The following is a 22428-nucleotide window of genomic DNA, read 5'->3' on the forward strand; positions in this document are numbered from 1 at the left end:
TAAAGTATGAAAAACCTGATCTTATTTAGCTTTCTTTTATGCAACATCAGATTGGCTACAGCACAAACAAAGGTCACTGATGTTTCCCAATCACCTTTAATGGGCAAGGTAAAACGCGTTACGACGTATACATTTAGAGGAGATAATCACGTGGCTCCTGATACAACCGCAAGTCCTGAAAAGACAATAGAAATTTTCGATGAAAAAGGGCGGGCGTCAGAAGAAAAGACGTATGGAAAGAACGGCGAATTAAAACAAAGGTTCTCGTTTGAATACTTTGGTGATTCTGTAGCCGTGAGAAATCAATTTGATGGTAGCGGGAAATTATCCGTTAAATATATCTACAAGTATGATAGCAGTGGCAAAGAGACGGAATTCGACATGAAATCTGAAGCCCGGCCTCAAATGCGGCTTGCAAAGATAGACTATAGATGCATTTATAAGTACGACGACTCGGGGAACCGGATAAGTGCGGAGCAATGCATTGATAACAACCAACTCACTATGAAAACAGCTTCGACATATAATGACCGGCATCAAAGGATACAATCCATTGATGAATCGTTTTTTGGTACTAAGGTTAAAAAGTCCAAAATAATATATACTTATGATAATATAGGTAATTCTATAAAATCTGAAATTTATGATACTGATGGAAACCTTACAGGGGGCAATAGTTCTTCGTATGCCAACCTTGATAGATATGGCAACTGGTTAACTGATACATCTTCATATAGTGGTCATAATACCTACCAGGGAGATTTTATTTTTACGACCATAACTAAGCGGGTGATCGAATACTATTAACCTAACTCACAATACTCTCCGTCACCCTTGCTATATCCGTACTAATCTTATTAATAAATCCTAATTGGTCCTTCAATAACAAATCATCTGCCGAAACCGCTTTTGGCTCAGTTTCAACATTGGCTGTTAAGGTTTTTGAAGAACCAACTTCGGTAACCTGTCCGCCAAGTTTTTTGTTCGAATCATTTAGCACGGCAATGCTGCGTTTAAGCAATTTCAGGTTCTCTGCTGCCGATTTGTGAATAGCCTTTGTGGTAACCGCCGATGCTATGGTAGCGATGTACGAAGACAGGATATGGTTTAACACGACAAATTTATGTACGTCTTTAACCTTGCGTTGCTTGCTCTTCGGCTCAGAAGTCATCCGCTCAAAGGCGGCCGAAAGGTTGGCCGATTTTACGTACACGTCCTTTCGGGTTAATTTGTACTCGGTAGGGGTAACGTCCTTACCTAAAATGCTTTCGGTAATTTTTGCCAGGTACCTGGTGTTGGCGTGCAGCACGTCGGCAAGGTTCTCTTGTATCAATTCAAACTCCCAGCTCGGGAAAATAAGATAGCTCGCAATAAAGGCAATTGTTGAGCCTATCAGTGTATCGATAATACGTTCTTCCACCACCTGGCCAACACCCAGGAATTTAAATAGTATCAGCACATAAGGGGTCATCAATATTACACTTACCACATAATTCAGGCGTAAAAAACTATAGGTGCCAATCATTAAAACTACTAGTAATATAAACTCAACAGTTTTATTGGGGATAAAAAGTAAAATGGCAATACCTATAACTCCACCGGCTATTGTACCAATAAGGCGCTGGTAATTGCGTTGTTTGGACAGGCTGAAACCTGGCTTTAAAATAACAATGATCGTGAGCAGTACCCAGTAGCTGTGATGGCCAAGCGCGATAAATTTTGCCGTCGTAAAGCCGATTAAACATACCAGGGCCACTCGCAAGGCATGCTTAAACGTCGCCGAGCTAAGCGACAGGTTATCGAAAAATATATGCGGCGCGTAATCCTGGTGTGTTACAAATTTGGAGTATTCGTAATTGTCGTTTTTCTCCTGCAGCGCCTCGTACGATTTGGAGTTGTAATAGCCGAAAATGCTTTTAATCCGCTCGTTTAAGTCGCGCAGGTTTATCAGTATTTTTTTCAGGGCGATGTTGCTTACCGCCTGGTCGCCTGCGCCAATTTCATCAATTCTTAATTTTAGCTTTTCCAGCCCGGTATTAAAATCGGGTTTATGTTTGCTGCGAGTGTTTGACAGCACCATGTAAGCGATGTTATCAAGCTCATCGCCCATTTCCTGCAAAAGGTCGGCTATTTGCTTTAACACCCCGGTAGGCCCAAATTTTTCGCGGATACGATTATAGTCGTAGCTGGTAGCCATGATCTGCTCATACATGTCCACCAAATCCACAAAAGTTAAAACCAAAACCCGGCTCGGGTTGGTCGACTCCTTTGCCATTATCCGGCTTTTAAATAGTATTTCGCGCACGGCATCCTGGTGCTGGCTAACCTTTATTTGCTGCGACACCAGCTTGCGGTAGTTTTCGTCGATGTCAGTATCCGAAAGGTAGAAATCGGCCTTAATGCGAATAAATCGTGCTATGTCTGCAATGTTTTCGCCCAGGGTTTGTTGAGCAGCCCGGTAGGGCCTTATGCCAAAGAATATCAGGCTGAATATTAAATACCAAACGCCGCCTGCCAAAACAATAAGACTTATGTTTAGAACTTCGTTGGGTTTAGCATCTTTATCCATCATAAATATCATAATCAGTAAGGCGCAGGTGCCTACTGACGCCGCGCGGTTGCCGTATACAATAAACATGGAGAACAGGAAGGAAAAGACGGTAATTTCCAGTCCCAGCGTAAAAACATTTAGCCGTGCAAACCCTGTGATAACAGCCACCACAAACAGGCACAAATTGCCAATAGCCATTGAATTGCGCTTGTGATAAAGCGGTCCCGGGCTGTCGATGGTGCAAATGCAAAGCGCGCCCAAACTCATGGTAATCCCTATGTCGAAATGGTTAAATTGCATCAGTAACAGAGATGGAAACAGGATGCCTATCGACATGCGGATACCGTCAGAAAAATACTGGCTGTAAAAAAAGCTTTTTATTTCCCTGAAGTCTGTTTTCATAAATGTTTTTTTTGGGCTTAAACAGGCCTGCAAATTTACAAAAATTAAATTATAACGACTTATTTTAATAAAAATGGCATTAATAACACATAACCATTATTAATTACTCATTATTTCCTATTTTTAGCCTTGAATTTGAAATTCAGCCCTCGCAATAAAATGCCCGGGTGCTGAATCATCTACGAGTACCAATTGTTGCAAACCTGTTATACTAAACTTTTTATTCGACTGCTTTATGCCATCTACGTTAAAACTCAGCCAAAGAGAAACAGCTTTTAACAACGAAGTTGTAACCCGTTTTGAGTTATATAACAGCTTATTTCAAACGCTGCCCTTTTACCAGGTAAAAGATACGGGTATTTTGCTGCCTTTTTTTAGCTCCCATTGCGAAAAAGAAGCAAATAAGCAGTTGTCGCCGTCAGAAATTATTGAGTCGTTCTTTAAAAAATATGTTCCTGATATCGACCACCGCGAGCAGATAAACCGCATGTTCAGGTTTATCCAGTATATTGAGCGGCAGGTGGTTTTGTTTGATGCTATCGAAGATTCATCATTTAGCAAAATAGGTCGTGAAGACGAAACCGGCACCATGCAAAGCTTGTTGCAACAGGCATCGGTAAGCGAGCAGCAGCGCACCAACATCGCGAAAAAATTAGACGACTTCTCATTGCGCCTGGTGCTTACCGCACATCCAACTCAATTTTATCCCGGCTCGGTTTTGGGTATCATGACGGATTTGATTGAAGCCTTAAAAACAAACGACATCAATAGCATTGATGTTTTACTGCAGCAATTAGGCAAAACGCCGTTCTTTAATAAGAAATCGCCGACGCCATTTGACGAAGCTGTGAGCCTTGCCTGGTTTTTGGAAAATATATTCTATCACGCTGTTTCAGGTATACAAAACAAACTGGAAGACGAGTTTGAGCTGGATACCCATCGCGCTACCCAGTTGCTTGAAATGGGCTTTTGGCCTGGCGGCGACCGCGACGGCAACCCGAATGTAACTGCCGACAGCACAAAGTCTGTAGCTGCGTTTTTAAGGCAACGGGTTTTCAGGGCGTACTACCGCGATTTCAGGGTGCTGAAGCGCAGGATAACTTTCCGCGGCGTCGAGAAATTTATGGTGACGCTTGAAAAACTGGTATACGACAATGCCTACAGTAAGCAGGACCCCAAAAACGTTGCCCCCGAAATATTAGATACACTTTATGCCATAAGGCAGACCCTTATTGCCGATCACGATAGCCTGTTTGTAAAAGTAGTGGACGATCTGATTAAAAAGGTACGCTTATTTGGCTGTTATTTTGCCACACTTGATATAAGGCAGGACAGCCGCGTACTTAGAAAAGTATTCAACTACGTTACCGAACATCGTAAAGCAGAAACCGGCATAATTGAAGGCTACGAAAAATTGGATGAAGCAGAAAAACTTGAACAATTAACATTTAATAAAGTTGATTTCCATTGCCCGGCTGACGCTGATTTTTTAATTGCCGATACGCTTAATACCATCAGGCTGATGAAGCAAATTCAGCATACCAATGGCGAAAAGGCCTGCCAGCGTTTTATCATCAGCAATTGTCAGCAAGCATCGGATATTTTGCAGCTGATTGATTTGTTTTTGTGGAGCGGCTGGGATAAAGATGGCCTTACTGTCGACTTTATGCCGCTGTTTGAAACCGTAAACGACCTTACCCATGCGGCAGGCGTTATGGAGAGCTTGTACACGCATCCATTTTATAAGGAACACCTGCAAAAAAGGGGTAACCTGCAAACAATTATGCTCGGCTTTTCAGATAGTACCAAAGATGGTGGTTACCTGATGGCCAACTGGTCTATTTACAAAGCCAAGGTTGAACTTACCTCAATGGCCCGTAAGTATGGCATTGATTTGGCATTTTTTGATGGCCGCGGCGGACCGCCGGCACGGGGTGGGGGTAAAACACATCGCTTTTACGCCTCAATGGGCGCCGAAATTGAAAATCAGCATATACAGCTAACTATACAGGGGCAAACCGTAAGCTCGCAATACGGCTCGGTTGAGACTGCGCGGTTTAACATGGAGCAGTTGATTAATGCAGGCATAATATCTGCGCTGCATCCGAATCGTAACGACCTATTGGATGCCCGCCATAAAGAGTTAATAGCAAAAATGGCCGATGAGAGTTATAAACTGTTCCTCGACCTGCGCCAGCATCCTTTGTTTGTGGAATACCTGGAGAAATTCAGTCCGCTGAAATTGCTTTCGCACATCAATATCAGCAGCCGGCCAACCAAGCGCAATACTGACGCCCAGTTAAAACTAGAAGATTTGCGCGCCATCAGCTTTGTAACATCATGGAGCCAGTTGAAACAAAGTATACCGGGTTTTTATGGTGTAGGCACAGCACTAAATAAAATGAAAGACAGCGGGCATTGGGAAGAAATTAAAGACCTGTATAGCCGTTCGGGATTTTTTAAAACGATGGTTGATAACTGTACCATGTCGATGTCCAAGTCCGATTTCAGGGTGACAGCTTATTTGGAGAAGGACAAAAAATTCGGCGCATTCTGGAAAATGCTGAAGGACGAATTTGAACTGACTAAAGCAATGCTGCTCGAACTAACCGGTAGCACAGTTTTGATGCAGGAATACCCCGTGGAGCGCAAATCGATCGCCATACGCGAAAAAATTGTGTTGCCGCTGGTAATAATGCAGCATTATGCATTGCAATGCTTAAATGATTGCCAGGACGAGGGGTTAACCAAGATTTACAACAAACTGGTAATTCGTACAGTTTACGGTATTGTAAATGCCGGGCGAAACTTAGCCTAGCGGCAGTTCGAAAAATCAAGAAAGTCCGAAAGATGGTTTTGTGTTGAGCAAACTAGCTTTCGGACTTTTTAATTCCAGCTTTCGCGCCTTTTCGTCTTTGCTGACTTTCCGGACTCCCGGACTCTCCAGTCTTTCTTGACTTAAATGATATTCCTCACAATCATCCTTATGCTCAAACCTCTTGTGAGTTTAATTGTTATATTCGTAAGCATATAAGCTAACCACCATTAATGAAGAACTTAATTTACCTGGCTGCGGGAATGATATTCCTGTTTTTTGCACAGGGTTGCCAGGATAAAAAAGGGAAGAACTACAACCAAATAAACGACGACCAGGATGGTATCGCATTTATAAAAAATGGTATCGAGGGTGGGCTTATGGAAATAAAAGCATCGGGTATGGTTATCACCAAATCAAATAATCACCGGGTTATCAGCCTGGCAAAAATGATAATTGACGACCATACACAATTTGGCGACGACCTGGAAAAACTCAAAACAGATAAAAAGATAACTGAAGCAGACAGTATCAGCCCGGCACATCAGCTACAGTTAAACGACCTCGAGAAGAAAAAAGGGACCGAATTTGACAAAGCCTACCTGCAAATGATTGTGGTTGACCACGAGGGTGCTGTAAAACTATTTACCAGTGCCTCCGCAAACACTGATAGCAAAATAAAAAAAGTTGCAACGCAAAACCTGACCACCATTAAAATGCATTTAGATTCGGCAAACGCCATTTGTATAAGTTTGAAATAAATTTATCCCTTCGCTGCTGATAAAATCAAAGATTTCTTTCGTAAGGCTGTATATTTGGGCGTATACAAATATTTAATGAAGAAATACTTTTTTATAGCCTTTGAAGGTATAGATGGCAGCGGCAAGAGCACCCAGGTAAAATTATTGAAAGAGAAACTGGAAGCAGCCGGCCAGAAAGTTTACGTTACCTGCGAGCCAACCGATAGCCCTCCCGGCAAAATGATCAGGGATATGTTCAATCACCGGATTGACAGCGACCACCGGACTATAGCTGCGCTATTTGTGGCCGACCGGCTAAACCATATTCTGAACAAGAAAGACGGGTTGCTGAAAATGTTATCGGAAGGATATACGGTTATCACCGACAGGTATTACTTTTCATCATATGCCTACCAAAGCCCGCATATCGACCAGGATTGGGTGATAAAGGCCAACTCCCTCAGTGCGGGTTTGCTGCGCCCTGATTTAAACATCTACATAGATATTTCGCCCGAAATAAGCATGGAACGACTTAACAAAGGCCGTACTTCTATTGAACTTTACGAAACACTGGATAATTTGCGTGTAGTACGGAACAAATACCTTGAAATAATTGATTTATTGAAGGACGAGGAAAAAGTTTTTATCGCAAATGGCAATCAAAGCCCGCAGAATACGTCAAAAGATATTTGGGACAACGTGGCAAGCATGCTGCAAGAAAATTCAGAGAAATAAAAGCTGTGATATTTATGCTATTAATTGCCTTTACGGGCGGGAAGCGGAGATTTACTCTTAACAGGCACAGGTGCTAAAACAGGTTTTTTATTGTTTGGCAGGAAACCATTTCTAACTAAGAAGTCTATCAGTATATTCCCTTTCATGATGTTCAATTTTAATGATTATAATCTATCAAACGCTTTCTGTTCTTCAAAATTATAAATTATTAGCACAATTCCAAATTTATTTGGTTTCTAATTAAGCAAAACCACCTTTTATTATGATTTATACAATTAAATACCCTTTAAATTAAAATAATTTAAGCTGTTGTTGCTTAGGCGGTTGCGCTTTACCAAAAACAGTGCGACCGCCGTACTTCCATGAGTTGTGCCTTTCTTCTTCGATAACCTTATCAAAATTAGCATTCGGTGTAAAATTTTCTTCGGCACGCTGTGCAACCTGGGTTAAACGCCTGATGGCCTCATTTTTTTCATTCAAGCCTAATTTCGACTTATGGATAGCAGTTTGCAGCACACCTATGGTTTCGTCGTAAACTTTGGTAGGTACCGGGAAGGGGTGTCCATCTTTACCGCCATGAGCAAATGAAAAGCGGGCAGGGTCTTTAAACCGCGATGGCGTGCCATGGATCACCTCGCTAACCAACGCCAGCGATTGCAGTGTGCGCGGCCCAAGACCTTGTAATTGAAGTAAACCCTCAAAATCCTTTGGCTGCTTTTCGTGCGCCAGCCATAAAACTGCACCAAGCCTTTTTAGGTCGACATCCTTTGCCCTGACATCGTGGTGAGCAGGCATAGTCAGCTTGCCAATTTCTTTCAGCATTGTGTCAGGGTTTTCGCCGGCGATTTGCATAATGCCTTTGCGCGAACTGTCGGCCTGTTTATCAGCCATATTTAAAATACTGCCGGTATTTTGCCCGTAAATAAAAGTGTGCGGATCGTTAACAAATGACGTTAGTTGTTCTGAATGCCAGTGATAGCGGCGGGCAGTTTTGCTTTGGGCGCTCATGCCTTGCTGTACCACGGCCCATTTGCCGCTGCTGCTTAAAATAAAATTATGGGTGTATAGCTGGAAGCCGTCCTGTATGGCAGTATTATCTACTTTGGCGCTTAGCTTGCTGCATTTTACAAGGTGGTTGCCGTCCAGCCCGGTGGTTTCGCTGACTTTTATCAACTCTTCGGGCGTACGGCGCGAATGGTTACCCTTGCCGCCGCAAATATAAATACCAAGTTCTTTGCTGTGCTGGTTAACAGAACGTTTTAATGCACCCATCACCGATGTGGTAATACCTGATGAATGCCAGTCCATCCCCATTACCGCGCCCAGGCTCTGGAACCAGAATGGGTCGCTCAGGCGACGCAAAACCTCGTCGCGGCCATAGTCCAGCACAATGTTCTCAACTACCGCCAGGCCCAGTTTTGCCATCCGCTCGGCAAGCCAAGCAGGTACGTAGCCATAATGCAAAGGCAAGTCCGCAATCCCGGAACGCTTCATGCTAACAAAATTAGTAAATTAATATGATAAATGATAGACACAACTCCGGCTTAGCTTTTGTTAATCGCTCCCTGATTTTTTATAATTTAGCTGCAATGAAATCAGAATCGCAAGTATTAGAAGCATTTCCGCTGCTGCAAAAACCCGAACTTGTGTAGGAGATTTTGGAAAATGCTACCATTATGGTAGCTAAAGCCGGGGACGTAATTGTTCGGGAAGGCCAGTATTTAAAAGTGTTGCCATTAATGCTCAATGGCTCGTTACGGGTAACCCAGCAATCCGACGGGCGGGAGATTTTATTATACTTCGTTCAACCGGGAGAAACGTGCATTATGTCGTTAACGTCGTGCTTTTTTAACGTAAAAAGCCCCTCAACAGCTATTGTAGAAACTGATTCCGAAATATTGTGCATCCCCACCCGCTTTGTTAAAGAGTGGCAACGCAAGCACGATGCCTGGAATGAATTTGTATTGCGCACTTTCCAGTCGCGGTATAATGAATTGCTCGATTTGTTTAACGCTGTGGTTTTTAGTAGCATTGAAAACCGGATAGCCAGTTATCTGAAAAACTACGCCGCAATGCAACATACCAATACAGTGCCCATTACACACCAGGCGCTGGCCAATGCGCTAGGCACAACCCGAGTGGTGATATCGCGTATCCTGAAACGCTTTGAACAGGAGGGTAAAATAGATCTGCATCACCGCAGCATCCGGATTATCAAGCTATAATATCCAGGCTTGTATCAAAAGATACATGATAACTATTTGTGGCAATTTAGTTTTGGCTGAGAAAATCATCGTCAAACTAATTTTACGAATATGGATACCACTAAAATAATTCGCCTGCATAGCTGCGTACTGATTATTTGCAGTATAATAGGAGGGCTGGGCTACTATTTACAGTACAACTATTTTCAAATAACGTCCTGCATCCCGGCAATTATTGGCTGTGTCCTGCTGCTCATCACCACGCTCAATTTTAAAAACAAGCGCATTCAATTCATGCTACTCTTCCTGGTTACGTTGGTGTTTGGTATTATACTAACGCGCATGTCGGTTAAGTTTATCCCGCAGCAGTTTCAGCCTATGCGCAAACGGTTGTACTTCCCGGTGATGGCGCTGTCATCAATAATTGCAGTCATCATTATGGCAGGTAACTACACCAAAGCCAAAAGAAATGGCCACAAGTTGCTGTAGAAAATATTTGCATTTTTTTGCTTGTTGTATCTTTTGATACATTTTTCGGTCTTTCGGCAAGGTAGCTTTGCTTCGTAATAATTTAATAAACAACATTTTATGAATTCAAAAAGTTTAATTGCAGAAATTGATTTTGAAGTAGTTTCAACACAAAAATTACTTGAAAGGCTCCCTGAAGAAAAGCTGGGATGGAAACCCCACGAAAAGGCCATGACACTTGGCCAGTTAGCGTATCATGTAGCAATAATACCGGGCAAATACCTGGAGTTTGCTAATAGTGGTAAAACAAACCTCGAGGTTTTAGTCGCGCATTACATCCCGGCTTCAAAAAACGAAATTACGGCCGGCTTCTCAAAAAGTATAGCAACAGCACGCCAAATACTTGAAAGCGCCACCGATGAATGGGACACCCAAAATTGGGAACTGATAAAAGATGGTAAAAGCATTTTTGCCATCCCGCGTTCGCTCATGTGCAGGTTGCTGGTGCTTAACCACTGGTACCATCACCGCGGCGAACTGGTAACCTACCTGCGTACCCTCAACGTGCTTATACCCTCAGTTTACGGCCCAAGCGCCGACGAAGATCCATTTGCTTAATGTGTGTTTGATACCCTGGATTAGGAAGCCTGTGCTTGCACGGGCTTTTTGCGTTTATTGTCTTCTTCGTATCTCCGTGGTTTAATTTCCCGAACAAAATCATCACAGTTATATTTTACCCCCTACAACCCTGCTACAAACTTTTTAAATTGTTTTAATAACTTGTAAATGCTAAACTTTTGCGTTAAATATGTAAGTCAATCCAAACCGGCTATTAAACCAAATTCATGAAACGCAGTTATTACATCGTAGGGCTCATAATGCTAACGTTTTTTGTTATATCGTTTATAACAAATATCATAGGGCCATTGTCCCCGGCTTTTATCACCAATTTTAAATTGAGCGATTTAATGGCGGGGGTATTGCCGTTTGCATTTTTTATTGCTTACGGCGTAATGTCAATCCCATCAAGTATGCTGGTGCAGAAGTATAACGAGAAAACCATTATGGTGGCTGCTTTTGTGGTTGCGTTTTTGGGTTCGTTATTGCTGGCTGCGCAACCTAACTATCTAACAGCATTGCTGTCGTTATTTTTAATAGGCTGCGGCATGGCGATGCTGCAGGTAGTCATTAACCCGCTGCTGCGCACGGCCGGCGGCGAAGAAAATTACGCTTTCACATCGGTGCTGGCCCAGCTAATCTTCGGCGGGGCTTCTTTCCTGAGCCCGTTGGTTTATTCGTACATGGTTTTAAACCTCGCTAAAAAGAGCCATCCGGGCGTTTTTTCTATCCTGGCGCCATTAGTTCCTGCTGATATGCCATGGTTATCGCTTTACTGGCTTTTTGTGGTGATGTCGTTGTTGATGGTTGTGCTGATGCTGGTTTCAAGATTCCCGAAAGTTGAATTGGCTGCCGATGAAAAGGCGGGTGCATGGGAAACGCATGTAATGCTGTTTAAACGCCCTGTAGTTAAAGCGTATTTCATCGCGCTATTCTGCTATGTAGGTACTGAGCAAGGTGTATCTTATTGGATGTCGGAGTTTTTGAAACGCTATCACCAAATCGACCCCGAAACTACCGGCGCAAGTGCCGTGGCGTACTTTTGGGGATTAATGACGGTTGGTGGAATATTTGGTTTGATTTTGTTAAAAATAATGGATAGCCGCAGGCTATTAATAGCTTTTACCATTCCGGCAATTATTGCCCTGTCATTTGGGTTATTTGGGAGCACGCAGGTCTCGTTAATCGCATTCCCTGTTGTCGGGTTTTTTATGTCGGTGATGTATCCTATTATTTTTTCGCTGGCTCTAAGTTCGGTTGATGAACATCATGGCTCATTCGCCGGTATCCTGGTAACGGGCATAATCGGCGGAGCTGTTGTTCAGTTGCTTATCGGTGGATTGGCCGATTTTATTGGTCTACGTGGTGGTATGATGTTCCTGTATATTACAATGGGTTACATGTTATCGATCGGTTTTTGGGCAAAGCCGTTGGTTACCAATAATACATCATCAAAACTCGCCGCAATAATTGGCTTTACAGGTTTGCTTATTGCTGAATTTGTTCTTTTTAAGTTTGCTAAGATAACATCTGTCGATAGGGTGGCGTTTAATGCAAACACGATTCTTCTAGTCGGAGCACTTGGGTTTTTTGTTCCTTACTTTATTACAACTCTATTTGCTAAGAAACGACAGGCCGCTAATAAATAAACATGGACAATATGAAAATTATAGGCATCGATTTAGGCGCCACAAATATTCGCGGGGCTGTTGTTACAGGTGATGCTATGGGCGATATCATTTCACGCCGCATCAATACCAAAGGAACAGAAGAACAAGTGCTGGAGGACGTTTATTTTGTAGTTGATAAGCTGATAGGCAAAGACGTAAAAGCAATCGGCATAGGCGTTCCCAGCGTGGTTGATGTGGAACTTGGCATTGTTTACGATGTGGTACACATACCATCGTGGAAGGAAGTGCATCTAAAACAGATACTGGAGGATAAATATAAAGTACCTGTATTTGTAAATAACGATGCCAACTGTTTTATACTTGGTGAGTATTATTTCGGCAAGGGAAAAAGCATAAAAAATATGGTTGGCCTTACCATTGGCACCGGGCTTGGTGCAGGCATCATCATCAACAACCAACTTTACGCCGGCCCCAACTGCGGCGCAGGCGAATTTGGCTGTGTTGATTACCTTGATAACAACTACGAATTTTATTGCAGCGGATCGTTCTTCAATAACGTTTACGGATTGGGTGGACAGCAAGTATTTAAAGATGCTCAAAACGGCGATGCACGTGCCCTGGAACTTTATGCCGAAATGGGCACCCACCTCGGCAACGCCATCAAACTGGTAATGTACACTTATGACCCAGCTTTAATTATCCTGGGTGGCTCGGTACAACTGGCTTACGAATATTTTGAAAAAGCGATGTGGGAACGCATCCGTACGCTGGTTTACCCCAAAAGTGTCGAACGATTAACAATCGAACGTTCGGAGTTAGAAAACAGCGGGATACTTGGGGCTGCAGGATTATATTTCGATTCGCTATAAAACAGAAAAGACTTACGAAGTTTTTAAAACTTCGTAAGTCTGACAATACTTTTCGTCTTTCGGTCTTTACTGACTTTCCGGACTTCGGACTACCTGGTGTAGTTAGGCGCTTCCTTAGTTATGGTAATGTCATGCGGATGACTTTCCCTCATCCCTGCTGCTGTTATGCGCACAAACTTGGCTTTTTGCAAATCCTCAATCACGGCAGCACCGCAATAGTGCATGCCTGCACGAAGGCCGCCTATGTATTGGTATACCACTTCGGCAAGATTGCCTTTAAAGGGTACGCGACCAACAATGCCTTCAGGAACCAGTTTGGTAACGATATCCGTTTCATCCTGAAAATAACGGTCCTTCGAGCCTTTATCCATCGCCTCAACCGAGCCCATGCCACGGTATGATTTAAACTTACGGCCCTCGTATATAATAGTCTCACCCGGCGATTCCTCAACCCCGGCAAACAACGAGCCTGCCATTATTGAGCTTGCACCGGCTGCAATTGCTTTAACAATATCGCCTGTTTGTTTGATACCGCCATCCGCAATAACAGGTATGCCACGGCCCGTAAGTGCTTTTGCGCATTCGTAAACGGCAAACAGCTGCGGAACACCAACTCCAGCTACAATACGGGTAGTGCATATAGAGCCTGGACCTATGCCGACTTTAACGGCGTCAGCACCTGCATCAGCAAGCGCTATGGCTGCCTCGCCCGTGGCTATGTTACCGGCGATAACCTGCAAGTCGGGGAATAGCGCTTTAACGCTCTTCACCATGTCAATAACCCCTTTTGAGTGGCCGTGGGCGGTATCAACTGTAATTACGTCAACACCGGCAGCAACCAGGGCCTTTACGCGGTCGATATTATCCGCAGCTACTCCAACCGCTGCGCCAACGCGTAAACGCCCAAACTCGTCCTTACAAGCACTTGGGAAGTTCTTGAATTTCTGTATATCCTTAAATGTAATTAACCCCCGTAAAATGCCATCGGCATCAACAACCGGTAATTTTTCAATTTTATGGTTTTGTAATATTTCTTCGGCCTGTATAAGGTTTGTACCCTGCGGGGCTACAACCAGGTTCTCTTTGGTCATTACTTCGCTAACCGGGCGGTCCATTTCTTTTTGGAAACGAAGGTCGCGGTTGGTGATGATGCCTTTTAGCTTGTTTGTGCCATCAACAATGGGGATGCCGCCAATGCGGTATTCGCGCATGATTTTTACCGCATCGGCTACAGTGGCAGCTTCGTGCAAGGTAACCGGGTCCTGTATCATGCCGCTTTCCGAGCGTTTTACTTTACGCACCTCATCGGCCTGGGCAGCCACACTCATGTTTTTATGCAGGATACCAATGCCGCCGGCCTGTGCAATAGCAATAGCCAATGCTGATTCGGTAACCGTATCCATAGCAGCCGAAATAACAGGGATATTAAGCCTTATTTTTTTGGTAAGCCAGGTGCTGGTGTCAACATCGCGCGGTAAAACTTCTGAGTAGGCGGGGAGGAGTAAAACGTCGTCGTAAGTTAATCCTTCGGCGACAAATTTTTCGGGGTCTAATTGCATAGCAAATAATGTGTTTGGAGTTATTATTTGCCGGGCAAAGCTAACAAAATATTTCGAATTTCCGATGATCGATGTCGGAATTATTAGATGGCAGGCTAAGCTATCTCGTTAAAATTGCCTTATGATGATATTTAGTACTACTTCCTTTACAGTTCGAACGGAAATAATCGTCGTTCGTCAAAATGCCGAATAATTGAATTTCTTACATTTTCGTCATTTTTTAAATAGTCGTAAATCCATTTGGAAACTAATTTCTTCGATTGAAATCGAACCTCGTCAGACAAAAGCTTCTCTTTAAAGCTTCCGCCATAATCAAAGGCCGCCCCTTTTACAGCACATACAATTATGAGATTTTTGAGGATTTTTTTCCTTGTGACCTTAAAATAGTCTAGATTATTTTCGTTTGAATATTTTTTGCAAGCCAAAATAATACCATCAATAACCCCATCAACAAGCGAGCCATGACAAGTTGTATGTACATAATTGGCGAAACTCGTGACAGATGGCTTCCATTCCCAACCAGAGATCGCAATTTGATATTCATTTTCTTCGATACTGCCCTCATACTTAATTTGAAGATTGGGTTTGCCATTTAACGAATTGAGAATGCTATCGAACACGTAAAAGATACCGTTAGGGAAATGATAATAGTTCTGATTTAAATATTTGGTTCGTTTATCCCTGGTGATTATTTCTGTCTTCCGATTTATAATTGGAATTAGTACTAATTCCTGATTTAAGGCAAGGTAATCGACGTTGGTATCGGGGAAAATCTTTTCGTCAATTTCAAAACATAGTACGAGGCTTGTGTGATGGCCTTCGATTTCATGGCGATTTTCCGCATGCGCTTGCCCATTAGTAAGAAGAATGTGAATTTTGTCGTTTGTCAATTCAAACCTGGTTGTAACGACAGTAAGGGCTCGGGAGTAAAGATAATTGTAATCAACGATTGGTACGGTTAATGCTTGTAAAAACGGCGATAGGTTAGTCCTTCCGTTAATTTTTATAGAAAAGCTGTTACCGTCGTTGATAGAAACATTAAAAGTAAAATCTTCAGCCGCGCATAATTCAATGCACTCCTTTATTAGTTGGTCGATGGCGTAAATTATCCCCTTGCTACTTGTGGAACGAAAGTACATACCTGGCCGACTTCTGACGCTTTCTTCAAAAATTATCGGAGTTATTGAATCGTTCGCGTAGGGAGAATTTATAGAATCTGAATCAGGCATAGAGGCTGATTTTAACCATTTTTAATAGTTAAATATAAGCAATTTAACCCGAAAATTAATACTAAATGGAGCGCTTTTAGAAGAAATAATTCAAAAAATAATTACTTATTTCCAAAATTCTCCCGGCTCTTATTTTTACATCCGCACACTTGCACATCTGTAAATTCGCACATCACTGAATCAATATTTCCCGACGATCACCTTATAAAATCCGTCAAAATCCAAATACACATTTGCCAGCTCTTTCAACCTTTCAGCACTGATGGTTTTTACGGTTTCCACGTATCTGTCGTAATAATCATAGTCCAACCCGGCGAAGTACAGGTTTTTGAATTTATCGGCATGCGAGAATACATTTTCCAAACTGCCTAACAGCGAACCCAGCATATAATTGCGCACCAGTGAAAGTTCGTCTTCTGGTATTAAATCACTTTTTAGCAGGTTTATTTCCTTTTCAATTTCGGCGATTGCAGCTTTGCAAACATCAGCGCCAACTTCGGTGGCTATAAACATAGCCCCGGCGTGCTTTAGCGAGCTCATACCCGACCCAATGCCGTAGGTGTAACCTTTGTCCTCGCGGATATTTGCCATCAGCCTGGAGCCGAAGTAGCCGCCCAGCACGGTGTTCAGCACCTGAAGGGCCGGGAAATCCGGGTGGGTACGGTTTATTACCGGCAACCCCATGCGTATGGCAGATTGCAAAGCCTCGGGCTTTTCGGTAAAGTAAAAATGTTCGGTTGATGATTTTATTTCCGGCTGGGTGGCATCCGGTTTAATATCCGGGTTTGTCCAGCTTTTATCGAAAGTATCGGTTATCAGTTCCAGTATTTCCGGTTCAATTTTGCCCGATATAATAATGGTGCAGTTTGATGGCTGGTACATTTGCTTAAAATGGGCCAGCATGTCATCGCGTTTTAACGTTTTAAATGTGCCAGCGTCAGCCCCTAAGCCGTAGGCTGTATCGCCATATAAAGCTTTGTTGAAGGCACGACGCGCAACAAAATCATTTTTCTGAAGGCTTACCTGTAGTTTTTGCTGCTGATTGCGGATATAGGTAGCCAGTTCTTTTTCGGGGAAAATAGAATCAGTCAGAATATCCTTTATTACAGGAAGCGTATGCTGCAAATGCTTGTTCAAGCTGTACAGCGTTACCAGCGAATTATCATAACCATAATCAACCTGTAAAAAAGCGCCATAAAAGTCAACTTTGTCCGATATTTGCGCCTGGGTCATGGAGTTGGTACCCTCGGTGAGCATGGTGTTCACCGCTACGTTCAGCAAAGGCTTTTCAGGGTTAAAACGCTGGTTGGCAAAAATCCATTCAATACGCACCAATTCCTGGTCGCCGCTGTTAAAGCAAAATACGTTGCAGCCGTTATCCAGCGCCTGGTGCGCCGGCCTTAGCAAATTTATATTATCTATCGCCCTGAATTCCGGGGCTTGTTTTCTGTCTATGGTCATTGGTCAGTAGTCATTGGTCAACGGTGTGACCTGTTATAAAACTTTGTCTGTATCCGAAAAATCCTCAAATCCGCTTAACTGCGAAGCTATCTTGAACGCCAATTTAAAACAAATTAAATTGTGAAAAATCCCGGTTCAGACTTTCTCAGCCAAATAAATCAGCGTCGATGAATTATTTTTCTTGAATAAATTATTAGCCAGCTCTTTTATCTGCGCAGCGGTTACCTGTAAATATTTACCGGTTTCGTGGTTCAGCAAATCAGCATCGCCCAAAAGCTCGAAAGAAGCCAGGTTCATCGCCTTATCCAGCAGCGACATTTCTGAAAATATCATCGTCGACTCTGTTTTGTTTTGCACCTTAGTCAGCTCATCTGCAGGTATGTCAATGGTTTTTATTTTCTCCAGTTCATCCCAAATTGCAGCTTCGGCCATTTCAATGCTGATATTTTCAAGCGGTTTGCCCTCGAATACAAACATGCCCTTATCAAGGCTGCCGGTCATATAAGCGTGCACCTCGCTGAAAATCTGTTTGTCCTTCACCAGGCTGCGGTAAAGGCGTGATGAATTGCCACGCGATAAAATATCGGACAGCAACTCTGCCACGTAATAGGTTTTATCCAGCCTGTCGCCCATTTGGAAGGCAATATAAACATCGTTCAGCGGTACCTTTGCGGTAACGGTTGCGCGGCGTTCGTCGTGCTGTTCCGGTTCCTGCGGCAAATTGCGTACATATTTTTCGCCAGCAGGTATAGGGCCGAACCATTTCTCTGCAAGCTGTTTTACCTGCTCTAAATTAATATCACCACCAACAACCATAATTGCATTTTGCGGGGTATAATGTTTTTTGAAAAAGGCTTTTACATCCTCAATTTTGGCATCCTCAATATGTTTGAGTTCTTTACCTATGGTAGCCCATTGGTACGGGTGCTTTTTATAAACCATGGGGCGCAGCTTTAGCCAAACATCGCCGTAAGGCTGGTTAAGATAACGCTGTTTAAATTCTTCAATTACCACATTGCGTTGTACTTCCAGGCTTTTTTCGCTAAAGGCAAGGCTAAGCATGCGGTCGCTTTCGAGCCAAAAGGCAGTCTCGGTATTTGAAGATGGCAGGGTAATATAATAATTGGTGATATCGTTACTGGTGAAAGCGTTATTTTCGCCGCCTACACGTTGCAGGGGTTCATCATAACTGGGTATATTTACCGAGCCGCCAAACATCAGGTGCTCAAATAAATGTGCAAATCCTGTTTGCTCGGGGTTTTCGTCGCGGGCGCCAACATCATAAAGAATATTCAGCACCGCCATTGGGGTAGTATGGTCTTCATGCACTATAACGCGCAGACCATTATCAAGAGTAAATCGGTTGAATTTAACCATTTGTAAATTTTCAATTAACGGAAAGCAAATGTAGAGTTTTTGTTGATTGTGAATATAATTTGAAAATTTGTTTTAATTTGAAGATTTGAAAATGGCTTTAAGATAACATATCGTCAAATTTTCAAATTACTGAATTTTCAAATTACCCCATGACACAAGGCGAACTCGTTAAAATAATATCAAATACGCTGGGTAAACCAAAGGTACTGGAGCTCGGGCGTATTTTAACAGAGCAAAAATTTTCGTTAGACGACCTGATTGACATTACCTTTTACCCAGATAGTATGATAGCCTTCAGGGCGAGCTGGATACTAGAAAATATGCTACTTGCGGACCCGATAAAATATGAGCCTGAGCTGGAATATTTCTTTTTACGTTTCAAACAGGTTAAATATCATGGTCCGCAAAGGCATTATATTAAGATATTGATGCATCTGACCGACCCTAAAATGAACCCGGTAATTAAAAGGAAGCTGGAAACAATTGACCTTGAGCCCGCAGTTGAGCAATGTTTCGACTCAATGATTGATCCCAAAGCGAAAATTGCGGTAAAAGTGTTCGCCTCCGAAGCCCTATTTAACCTGCGCCACCGGTACGATTGGGTTGCCGAGGAACTTGCTAATCAAATCCAATTCCTGATGCGCAATGGCTCGCCGGCAATCCAATCCCGGGGTAAGAAATTGTTGGCAATGTTATTTGTTAATTAAGCGCTGCCACATAATTTCAATAGAACCGGCAAAATCATAAAATTAAAAGTCCTGATAATGAGCGTGTTTCACAGCGTTCCAGGTGTTCCGCTGTGAAAAATGGAACGCATTGCCGGCTACACCTGACTTTAAACTTTAGACTCAAGACTAGTTAGCAATCGTCCCCGCTTCGGCATCAGCTTCTGGCTTATCTGCCCGGTTTAAATTATCGCTTACCTGGTCGTGGTTTAATTTGGCCGCAATGGCCGACGAAGCGTTATCGGCATACGTGCCGAACGCATTAATCAACACGCCCTTTAAATCGTACTTTTTTGAGGTAACAGCGTAAACGATTGACATATCCGACGGATTGCTGGCGCCCTCAAAGCGGTAAAACTCGTCAATCTCTATATCGTCCGCCGTCATGTGTATGTTTTTATCTTTATCGTCAACCGTATCGCCCTCAAGGCTTAGGTTTTCGGTATATCCTCTTTTCATCAAATCGTTAGTGGCTTCCACTAAATTATTATATGTTTTCATGGTGATGCTTTGGTTAAGTAAAAAGATGCCATCTAAAAATGGCTCTATGATATAACCACAGAACGTGGCGGTTGTTTGGCGCGAATATTAATTGATAAGGCCAAAAATGGTTATTGCAATCTCTTCATCTATGTGCTAGCCCTGTTTAAACCAAATTTATTACATTCGTAAACTGATTAAATTTATGCCTCCCGTGAAAAAAATATCATTCCTTTTTTGCTTTTTATTGCTCATCCAATTTGCATTTTGCCAGCCGGCCCCCAAACCCTACGGCCCACTACCCACCAAAGGGCAATTAAACTGGCAGGAAACTGAGATGTATTGCCTGATCCATTTCGGACCGGATACTTATACTGATAAAGAATGGGGCTATGGCGATGAAGATCCTGCAATTTTTAACCCGGTGAGGTTTGACGCCATGCAGATTGTTGGCGCAGCCAAAGCGGGAGGATTCAAGGGCATAGTTGTAGTAGCTAAGCACCACGATGGTTTTTGCCTGTGGCCAACCAAAACCACGGAACATAATATTTCAAAAAGTCCCTATAAAAATGGCAAGGGCGATATACTACAGGAGTATCGCGATGCCTGTAACAAACTGGGCATGAAGATGGGCGTTTACTGCTCGCCATGGGACAGGAACAGCGCGCTTTATGGCAAACCTGAATACGTAACCGAAGTTTACCGCAAACAGCTGGAAGAATTATACAGCCACTACGGTCCAATATTTATATCGTGGTTTGACGGTGCAAATGGCGGCGACGGTTATTACGGTGGCGCAAAAGAAGTAAGAAAGATTGACCGCTCAACCTATTACGGATGGAAAGATACCTGGGCAATCCCGCGCAGGATGCAGCCTAACGCCGTATTATTTGGCGATGTTGGCCCCGACGTGCGCTGGGTAGGCAACGAAGCCGGCCATGCAGGCGTAACCAGCTGGGCAACCTATACGCCGCATGCGCCCGATAAAGGCAAAGAACCAGGCAATGGTTATACCAAAGACTACGAAGGCACCGAAGGCCACCGTGATGGCAAATATTGGATACCTGCCGAATGCGATGTTCCATTCCGCCCCGGATGGTTTTACCATAAAAGCCAGGATGGTGAGGCTAAAACTGCTGATTCACTGCTGAACCTCTACTACCAAAGCGTAGGCCGCGGTGCCTGCCTCGACCTTGGCCTTGAGCCGGACCAGCGTGGTTTGCTTAATGATGATGATGTTGCCAAACTGAAAGACTTTGGTAACACGTTGAAAAACACATTTGCTGTAAACCTCGCCAAAGGGGCCACATTAAAGGCCAGTAATACACGTGGTGGTAACCAGGTAAAATTTGGTGCAGCAAACCTGCTGGATAACGACGGTTACAGCTATTGGGCCACCGACGATAAAGTGACCACACCCGAATTAGTACTCGACCTGCATAAGAATAAAATATTTAACGTTATCCGTTTGCGCGAGAACATTAAATTGGGTCAGCGTATAGATGCTGTAGCGGTTGATGCCTGGAAAAATGGCAAATGGCAACAGATAGCAGAAGCAACAAGCATAGGCGGCAACCGGTTGATCCGCCTGCCGGAGAATATCAAAACCAACAAGGTACGACTGCGCATAACCAAAGCAGCGGTAAGTATTGCGCTGAGCGATTTTGGATTGTATAATGAAGTTCGTTTTCCGCCAGCTGGGCGCGAAGATGACCACCGGCAAGTTACATTGTACGATACCACAAAGAAACCGGAATTAATCTCCAAACAATTCGCCTTTACCGAAGGCGCTTCTGTCGACAAAATAGGCAATGTGTTTTTTACAGACCAGCCGAACAACAAAATATGGAAATACGGCGTGGATGGAAAGTTGACAATGTGGATGGATAATACCGGTCGCTCAAACGGGACTTATTTTGATAAGGAAGGTAACCTTGTAACGTGTGCCGACGAGCATAACCAGCTATGGTCTATAGCCCCGGACCAGAAGATAACCGTTTTACTTACCGACTATAACGGCAAGTTGATGAACGGCCCGAACGATATTTGGATAGACAACAAAGGTGGTATTTACATGACCGACCCCTATTACCAACGCGATTACTGGGCAAGAAAAAAGTCCGACCTCGATGGCCAGCGTGTATATTATTTGCTCAAAGGCTCAAAGCAACCTATATTAATAGACGCCAGTTTGAAGCAGCCCAACGGCATTGTTGGAACGCCGGACGGTCAATTCCTTTTTGTGACGGATATTGCCGATAATAAGTTGTACAAATTCAGCATCGAAAAAGACGGCAAGCTAAGCAACCGGTTGCTGTTCTGCAACCAGGGCGGCGACGGTATAACGCTTGATGAGCGGGGCAATCTTTATTTAGCAGGTAATGGTGTTACCATTTACAATCCCCAGGGACAGAAAATAGGCCACATACCCGTTCCCGAGCAATGGACAGCCAACTTATGCTTTGGCGGTGTAAATAAGGATATCCTTTTTATCACCGCATCGAAAGCATTTTATAAGCTGAAGATGAATGTGAAAGGGGTGGAGTAGGAAGAAGTCTGAAGTC

General features: G+C 43.3%; 18 protein-coding genes. 11 read left to right on the forward strand and 7 right to left on the reverse strand.

The genetic code is table 11. From position 1 onward, the window contains the following. Nucleotides 1-6: 6 nt before the first annotated feature. Nucleotides 7-807, forward strand: coding sequence for a hypothetical protein (locus Q0R52_RS19405; RefSeq protein WP_295797248.1), 801 nt, complete (start codon nucleotides 7-9; stop codon nucleotides 805-807). A 1-nt stretch (nucleotide 808) separates the two neighbouring features. On the opposite strand, the gene Q0R52_RS19410 is transcribed toward Q0R52_RS19405, so the two are convergent. Next, complete coding sequence (locus Q0R52_RS19410; protein ID WP_295797250.1) at nucleotides 809-2953, reverse strand: FUSC family membrane protein; 2145 nt, start codon at nucleotides 2951-2953, stop codon at nucleotides 809-811. Nucleotides 2954-3188: 235 nt separating this feature from the next. On the opposite strand from Q0R52_RS19410, the gene Q0R52_RS19415 reads away from it, so the two are divergent. The 3 genes from Q0R52_RS19415 (at nucleotide 3189) to tmk (ending at nucleotide 7243) form a co-directional block, all read left to right on the forward strand. Continuing rightward, nucleotides 3189-5771: a phosphoenolpyruvate carboxylase gene (locus Q0R52_RS19415; protein WP_295797253.1), complete on the forward strand. Its 2583-nt coding sequence runs from the start codon at nucleotides 3189-3191 to the stop codon at nucleotides 5769-5771. A gap of 230 nt (nucleotides 5772-6001) precedes the next feature. Next, the gene (locus tag Q0R52_RS19420; protein ID WP_295797256.1) at nucleotides 6002-6529 is read left to right on the forward strand and encodes a DUF4142 domain-containing protein; all 528 of its coding nucleotides are present in this window, start codon (nucleotides 6002-6004) and stop codon (nucleotides 6527-6529) included. Between the two features lie 75 nt (nucleotides 6530-6604). Then, nucleotides 6605-7243 carry a dTMP kinase gene (gene tmk, locus Q0R52_RS19425; RefSeq protein WP_295797259.1) on the forward strand — a complete coding sequence of 213 codons (639 nt, stop codon included), beginning with the start codon at nucleotides 6605-6607 and terminating at the stop codon, nucleotides 7241-7243. A 291-nt stretch (nucleotides 7244-7534) separates the two neighbouring features. On the opposite strand, the gene Q0R52_RS19430 is transcribed toward tmk, so the two are convergent. Next, nucleotides 7535-8737: a DUF763 domain-containing protein gene (locus tag Q0R52_RS19430; RefSeq protein WP_295797261.1), complete on the reverse strand. Its 1203-nt coding sequence runs from the start codon at nucleotides 8735-8737 to the stop codon at nucleotides 7535-7537. 182 nt (nucleotides 8738-8919) lie between these two features. On the opposite strand from Q0R52_RS19430, the gene Q0R52_RS19435 reads away from it, so the two are divergent. From Q0R52_RS19435 to Q0R52_RS19455, 5 genes are all read left to right on the forward strand, one after another. Beyond that, nucleotides 8920-9468, forward strand: coding sequence for a Crp/Fnr family transcriptional regulator (locus tag Q0R52_RS19435; protein WP_295797264.1), 549 nt, complete (start codon nucleotides 8920-8922; stop codon nucleotides 9466-9468). Nucleotides 9469-9558: 90 nt separating this feature from the next. Next, nucleotides 9559-9936, forward strand: coding sequence for a hypothetical protein (locus tag Q0R52_RS19440; protein WP_295797267.1), 378 nt, complete (start codon nucleotides 9559-9561; stop codon nucleotides 9934-9936). Between the two features lie 99 nt (nucleotides 9937-10035). Continuing rightward, entirely contained in the window at nucleotides 10036-10533 is a 498-nt protein-coding gene (locus tag Q0R52_RS19445; RefSeq protein ID WP_295797269.1) for a DinB family protein, read from the forward strand. Nucleotides 10534-10760: 227 nt separating this feature from the next. After that, the gene (locus Q0R52_RS19450) at nucleotides 10761-12182 is read left to right on the forward strand and encodes an MFS transporter (RefSeq protein ID WP_252789604.1); all 1422 of its coding nucleotides are present in this window, start codon (nucleotides 10761-10763) and stop codon (nucleotides 12180-12182) included. An 11-nt stretch (nucleotides 12183-12193) separates the two neighbouring features. After that, nucleotides 12194-13033 carry an ROK family protein gene (locus tag Q0R52_RS19455; RefSeq protein WP_295797274.1) on the forward strand — a complete coding sequence of 280 codons (840 nt, stop codon included), beginning with the start codon at nucleotides 12194-12196 and terminating at the stop codon, nucleotides 13031-13033. Nucleotides 13034-13122: 89 nt separating this feature from the next. Here Q0R52_RS19455 and guaB read toward each other — a convergent pair whose 3' ends face one another. From guaB to Q0R52_RS19475, 4 genes are all read right to left on the reverse strand, one after another. Beyond that, on the reverse strand, nucleotides 13123-14592 hold the full coding sequence (gene guaB, locus Q0R52_RS19460; RefSeq protein ID WP_295797276.1) for an IMP dehydrogenase: 1470 nt from the start codon (nucleotides 14590-14592) through the stop codon (nucleotides 13123-13125). Between the two features lie 146 nt (nucleotides 14593-14738). Beyond that, a complete protein-coding gene (locus Q0R52_RS19465; RefSeq protein WP_295797278.1) occupies nucleotides 14739-15821 on the reverse strand; it encodes a hypothetical protein in 1083 nt (360 codons plus the stop codon). A 180-nt stretch (nucleotides 15822-16001) separates the two neighbouring features. Beyond that, nucleotides 16002-17282 carry a pitrilysin family protein gene (locus Q0R52_RS19470; RefSeq protein ID WP_295797283.1) on the reverse strand — a complete coding sequence of 427 codons (1281 nt, stop codon included), beginning with the start codon at nucleotides 17280-17282 and terminating at the stop codon, nucleotides 16002-16004. Nucleotides 17283-17417: 135 nt separating this feature from the next. Then, nucleotides 17418-18659: a pitrilysin family protein gene (locus Q0R52_RS19475; protein WP_295797286.1), complete on the reverse strand. Its 1242-nt coding sequence runs from the start codon at nucleotides 18657-18659 to the stop codon at nucleotides 17418-17420. A gap of 149 nt (nucleotides 18660-18808) precedes the next feature. Between Q0R52_RS19475 and Q0R52_RS19480 the strand changes: the two genes are divergently transcribed. Continuing rightward, on the forward strand, nucleotides 18809-19366 hold the full coding sequence (locus Q0R52_RS19480; RefSeq protein WP_295797289.1) for a hypothetical protein: 558 nt from the start codon (nucleotides 18809-18811) through the stop codon (nucleotides 19364-19366). 147 nt (nucleotides 19367-19513) lie between these two features. On the opposite strand, the gene Q0R52_RS19485 is transcribed toward Q0R52_RS19480, so the two are convergent. After that, on the reverse strand, nucleotides 19514-19885 hold the full coding sequence (locus Q0R52_RS19485) for a phosphoribosylpyrophosphate synthetase (RefSeq protein ID WP_295797291.1): 372 nt from the start codon (nucleotides 19883-19885) through the stop codon (nucleotides 19514-19516). A 193-nt stretch (nucleotides 19886-20078) separates the two neighbouring features. Between Q0R52_RS19485 and Q0R52_RS19490 the strand changes: the two genes are divergently transcribed. Then, nucleotides 20079-22412 (forward strand): SMP-30/gluconolactonase/LRE family protein, encoded by a 2334-nt coding sequence (locus tag Q0R52_RS19490; protein WP_295797294.1) that lies wholly within the window; start codon nucleotides 20079-20081, stop codon nucleotides 22410-22412. Nucleotides 22413-22428 lie beyond the last annotated feature (16 nt).

The organism is Mucilaginibacter sp., from assembly GCF_025359345.1.
In the GTDB taxonomy this organism is placed as follows: Bacteria; Bacteroidota; Bacteroidia; order Sphingobacteriales; family Sphingobacteriaceae; genus Mucilaginibacter.

Coding starts and splice junctions, on each gene's coding strand:
- Q0R52_RS19465 (WP_295797278.1), bottom strand. CDS start 15,821: ATGCCTGATTCAGATTCTATAAATTCTCCCTACGCGAACGATTCAATA.
- Q0R52_RS19440 (WP_295797267.1), top strand. CDS start 9,559: ATGGATACCACTAAAATAATTCGCCTGCATAGCTGCGTACTGATTATT.
- guaB (WP_295797276.1), bottom strand. CDS start 14,592: ATGCAATTAGACCCCGAAAAATTTGTCGCCGAAGGATTAACTTACGAC.
- Q0R52_RS19445 (WP_295797269.1), top strand. CDS start 10,036: ATGAATTCAAAAAGTTTAATTGCAGAAATTGATTTTGAAGTAGTTTCA.
- tmk (WP_295797259.1), top strand. CDS start 6,605: ATGAAGAAATACTTTTTTATAGCCTTTGAAGGTATAGATGGCAGCGGC.
- Q0R52_RS19405 (WP_295797248.1), top strand. CDS start 7: ATGAAAAACCTGATCTTATTTAGCTTTCTTTTATGCAACATCAGATTG.
- Q0R52_RS19415 (WP_295797253.1), top strand. CDS start 3,189: ATGCCATCTACGTTAAAACTCAGCCAAAGAGAAACAGCTTTTAACAAC.
- Q0R52_RS19470 (WP_295797283.1), bottom strand. CDS start 17,282: ATGACCATAGACAGAAAACAAGCCCCGGAATTCAGGGCGATAGATAAT.
- Q0R52_RS19430 (WP_295797261.1), bottom strand. CDS start 8,737: ATGAAGCGTTCCGGGATTGCGGACTTGCCTTTGCATTATGGCTACGTA.
- Q0R52_RS19455 (WP_295797274.1), top strand. CDS start 12,194: ATGAAAATTATAGGCATCGATTTAGGCGCCACAAATATTCGCGGGGCT.
- Q0R52_RS19420 (WP_295797256.1), top strand. CDS start 6,002: ATGAAGAACTTAATTTACCTGGCTGCGGGAATGATATTCCTGTTTTTT.
- Q0R52_RS19485 (WP_295797291.1), bottom strand. CDS start 19,885: ATGAAAACATATAATAATTTAGTGGAAGCCACTAACGATTTGATGAAA.
- Q0R52_RS19410 (WP_295797250.1), bottom strand. CDS start 2,953: ATGAAAACAGACTTCAGGGAAATAAAAAGCTTTTTTTACAGCCAGTAT.
- Q0R52_RS19450 (WP_252789604.1), top strand. CDS start 10,761: ATGAAACGCAGTTATTACATCGTAGGGCTCATAATGCTAACGTTTTTT.
- Q0R52_RS19435 (WP_295797264.1), top strand. CDS start 8,920: ATGGTAGCTAAAGCCGGGGACGTAATTGTTCGGGAAGGCCAGTATTTA.
- Q0R52_RS19475 (WP_295797286.1), bottom strand. CDS start 18,659: ATGGTTAAATTCAACCGATTTACTCTTGATAATGGTCTGCGCGTTATA.
- Q0R52_RS19480 (WP_295797289.1), top strand. CDS start 18,809: ATGACACAAGGCGAACTCGTTAAAATAATATCAAATACGCTGGGTAAA.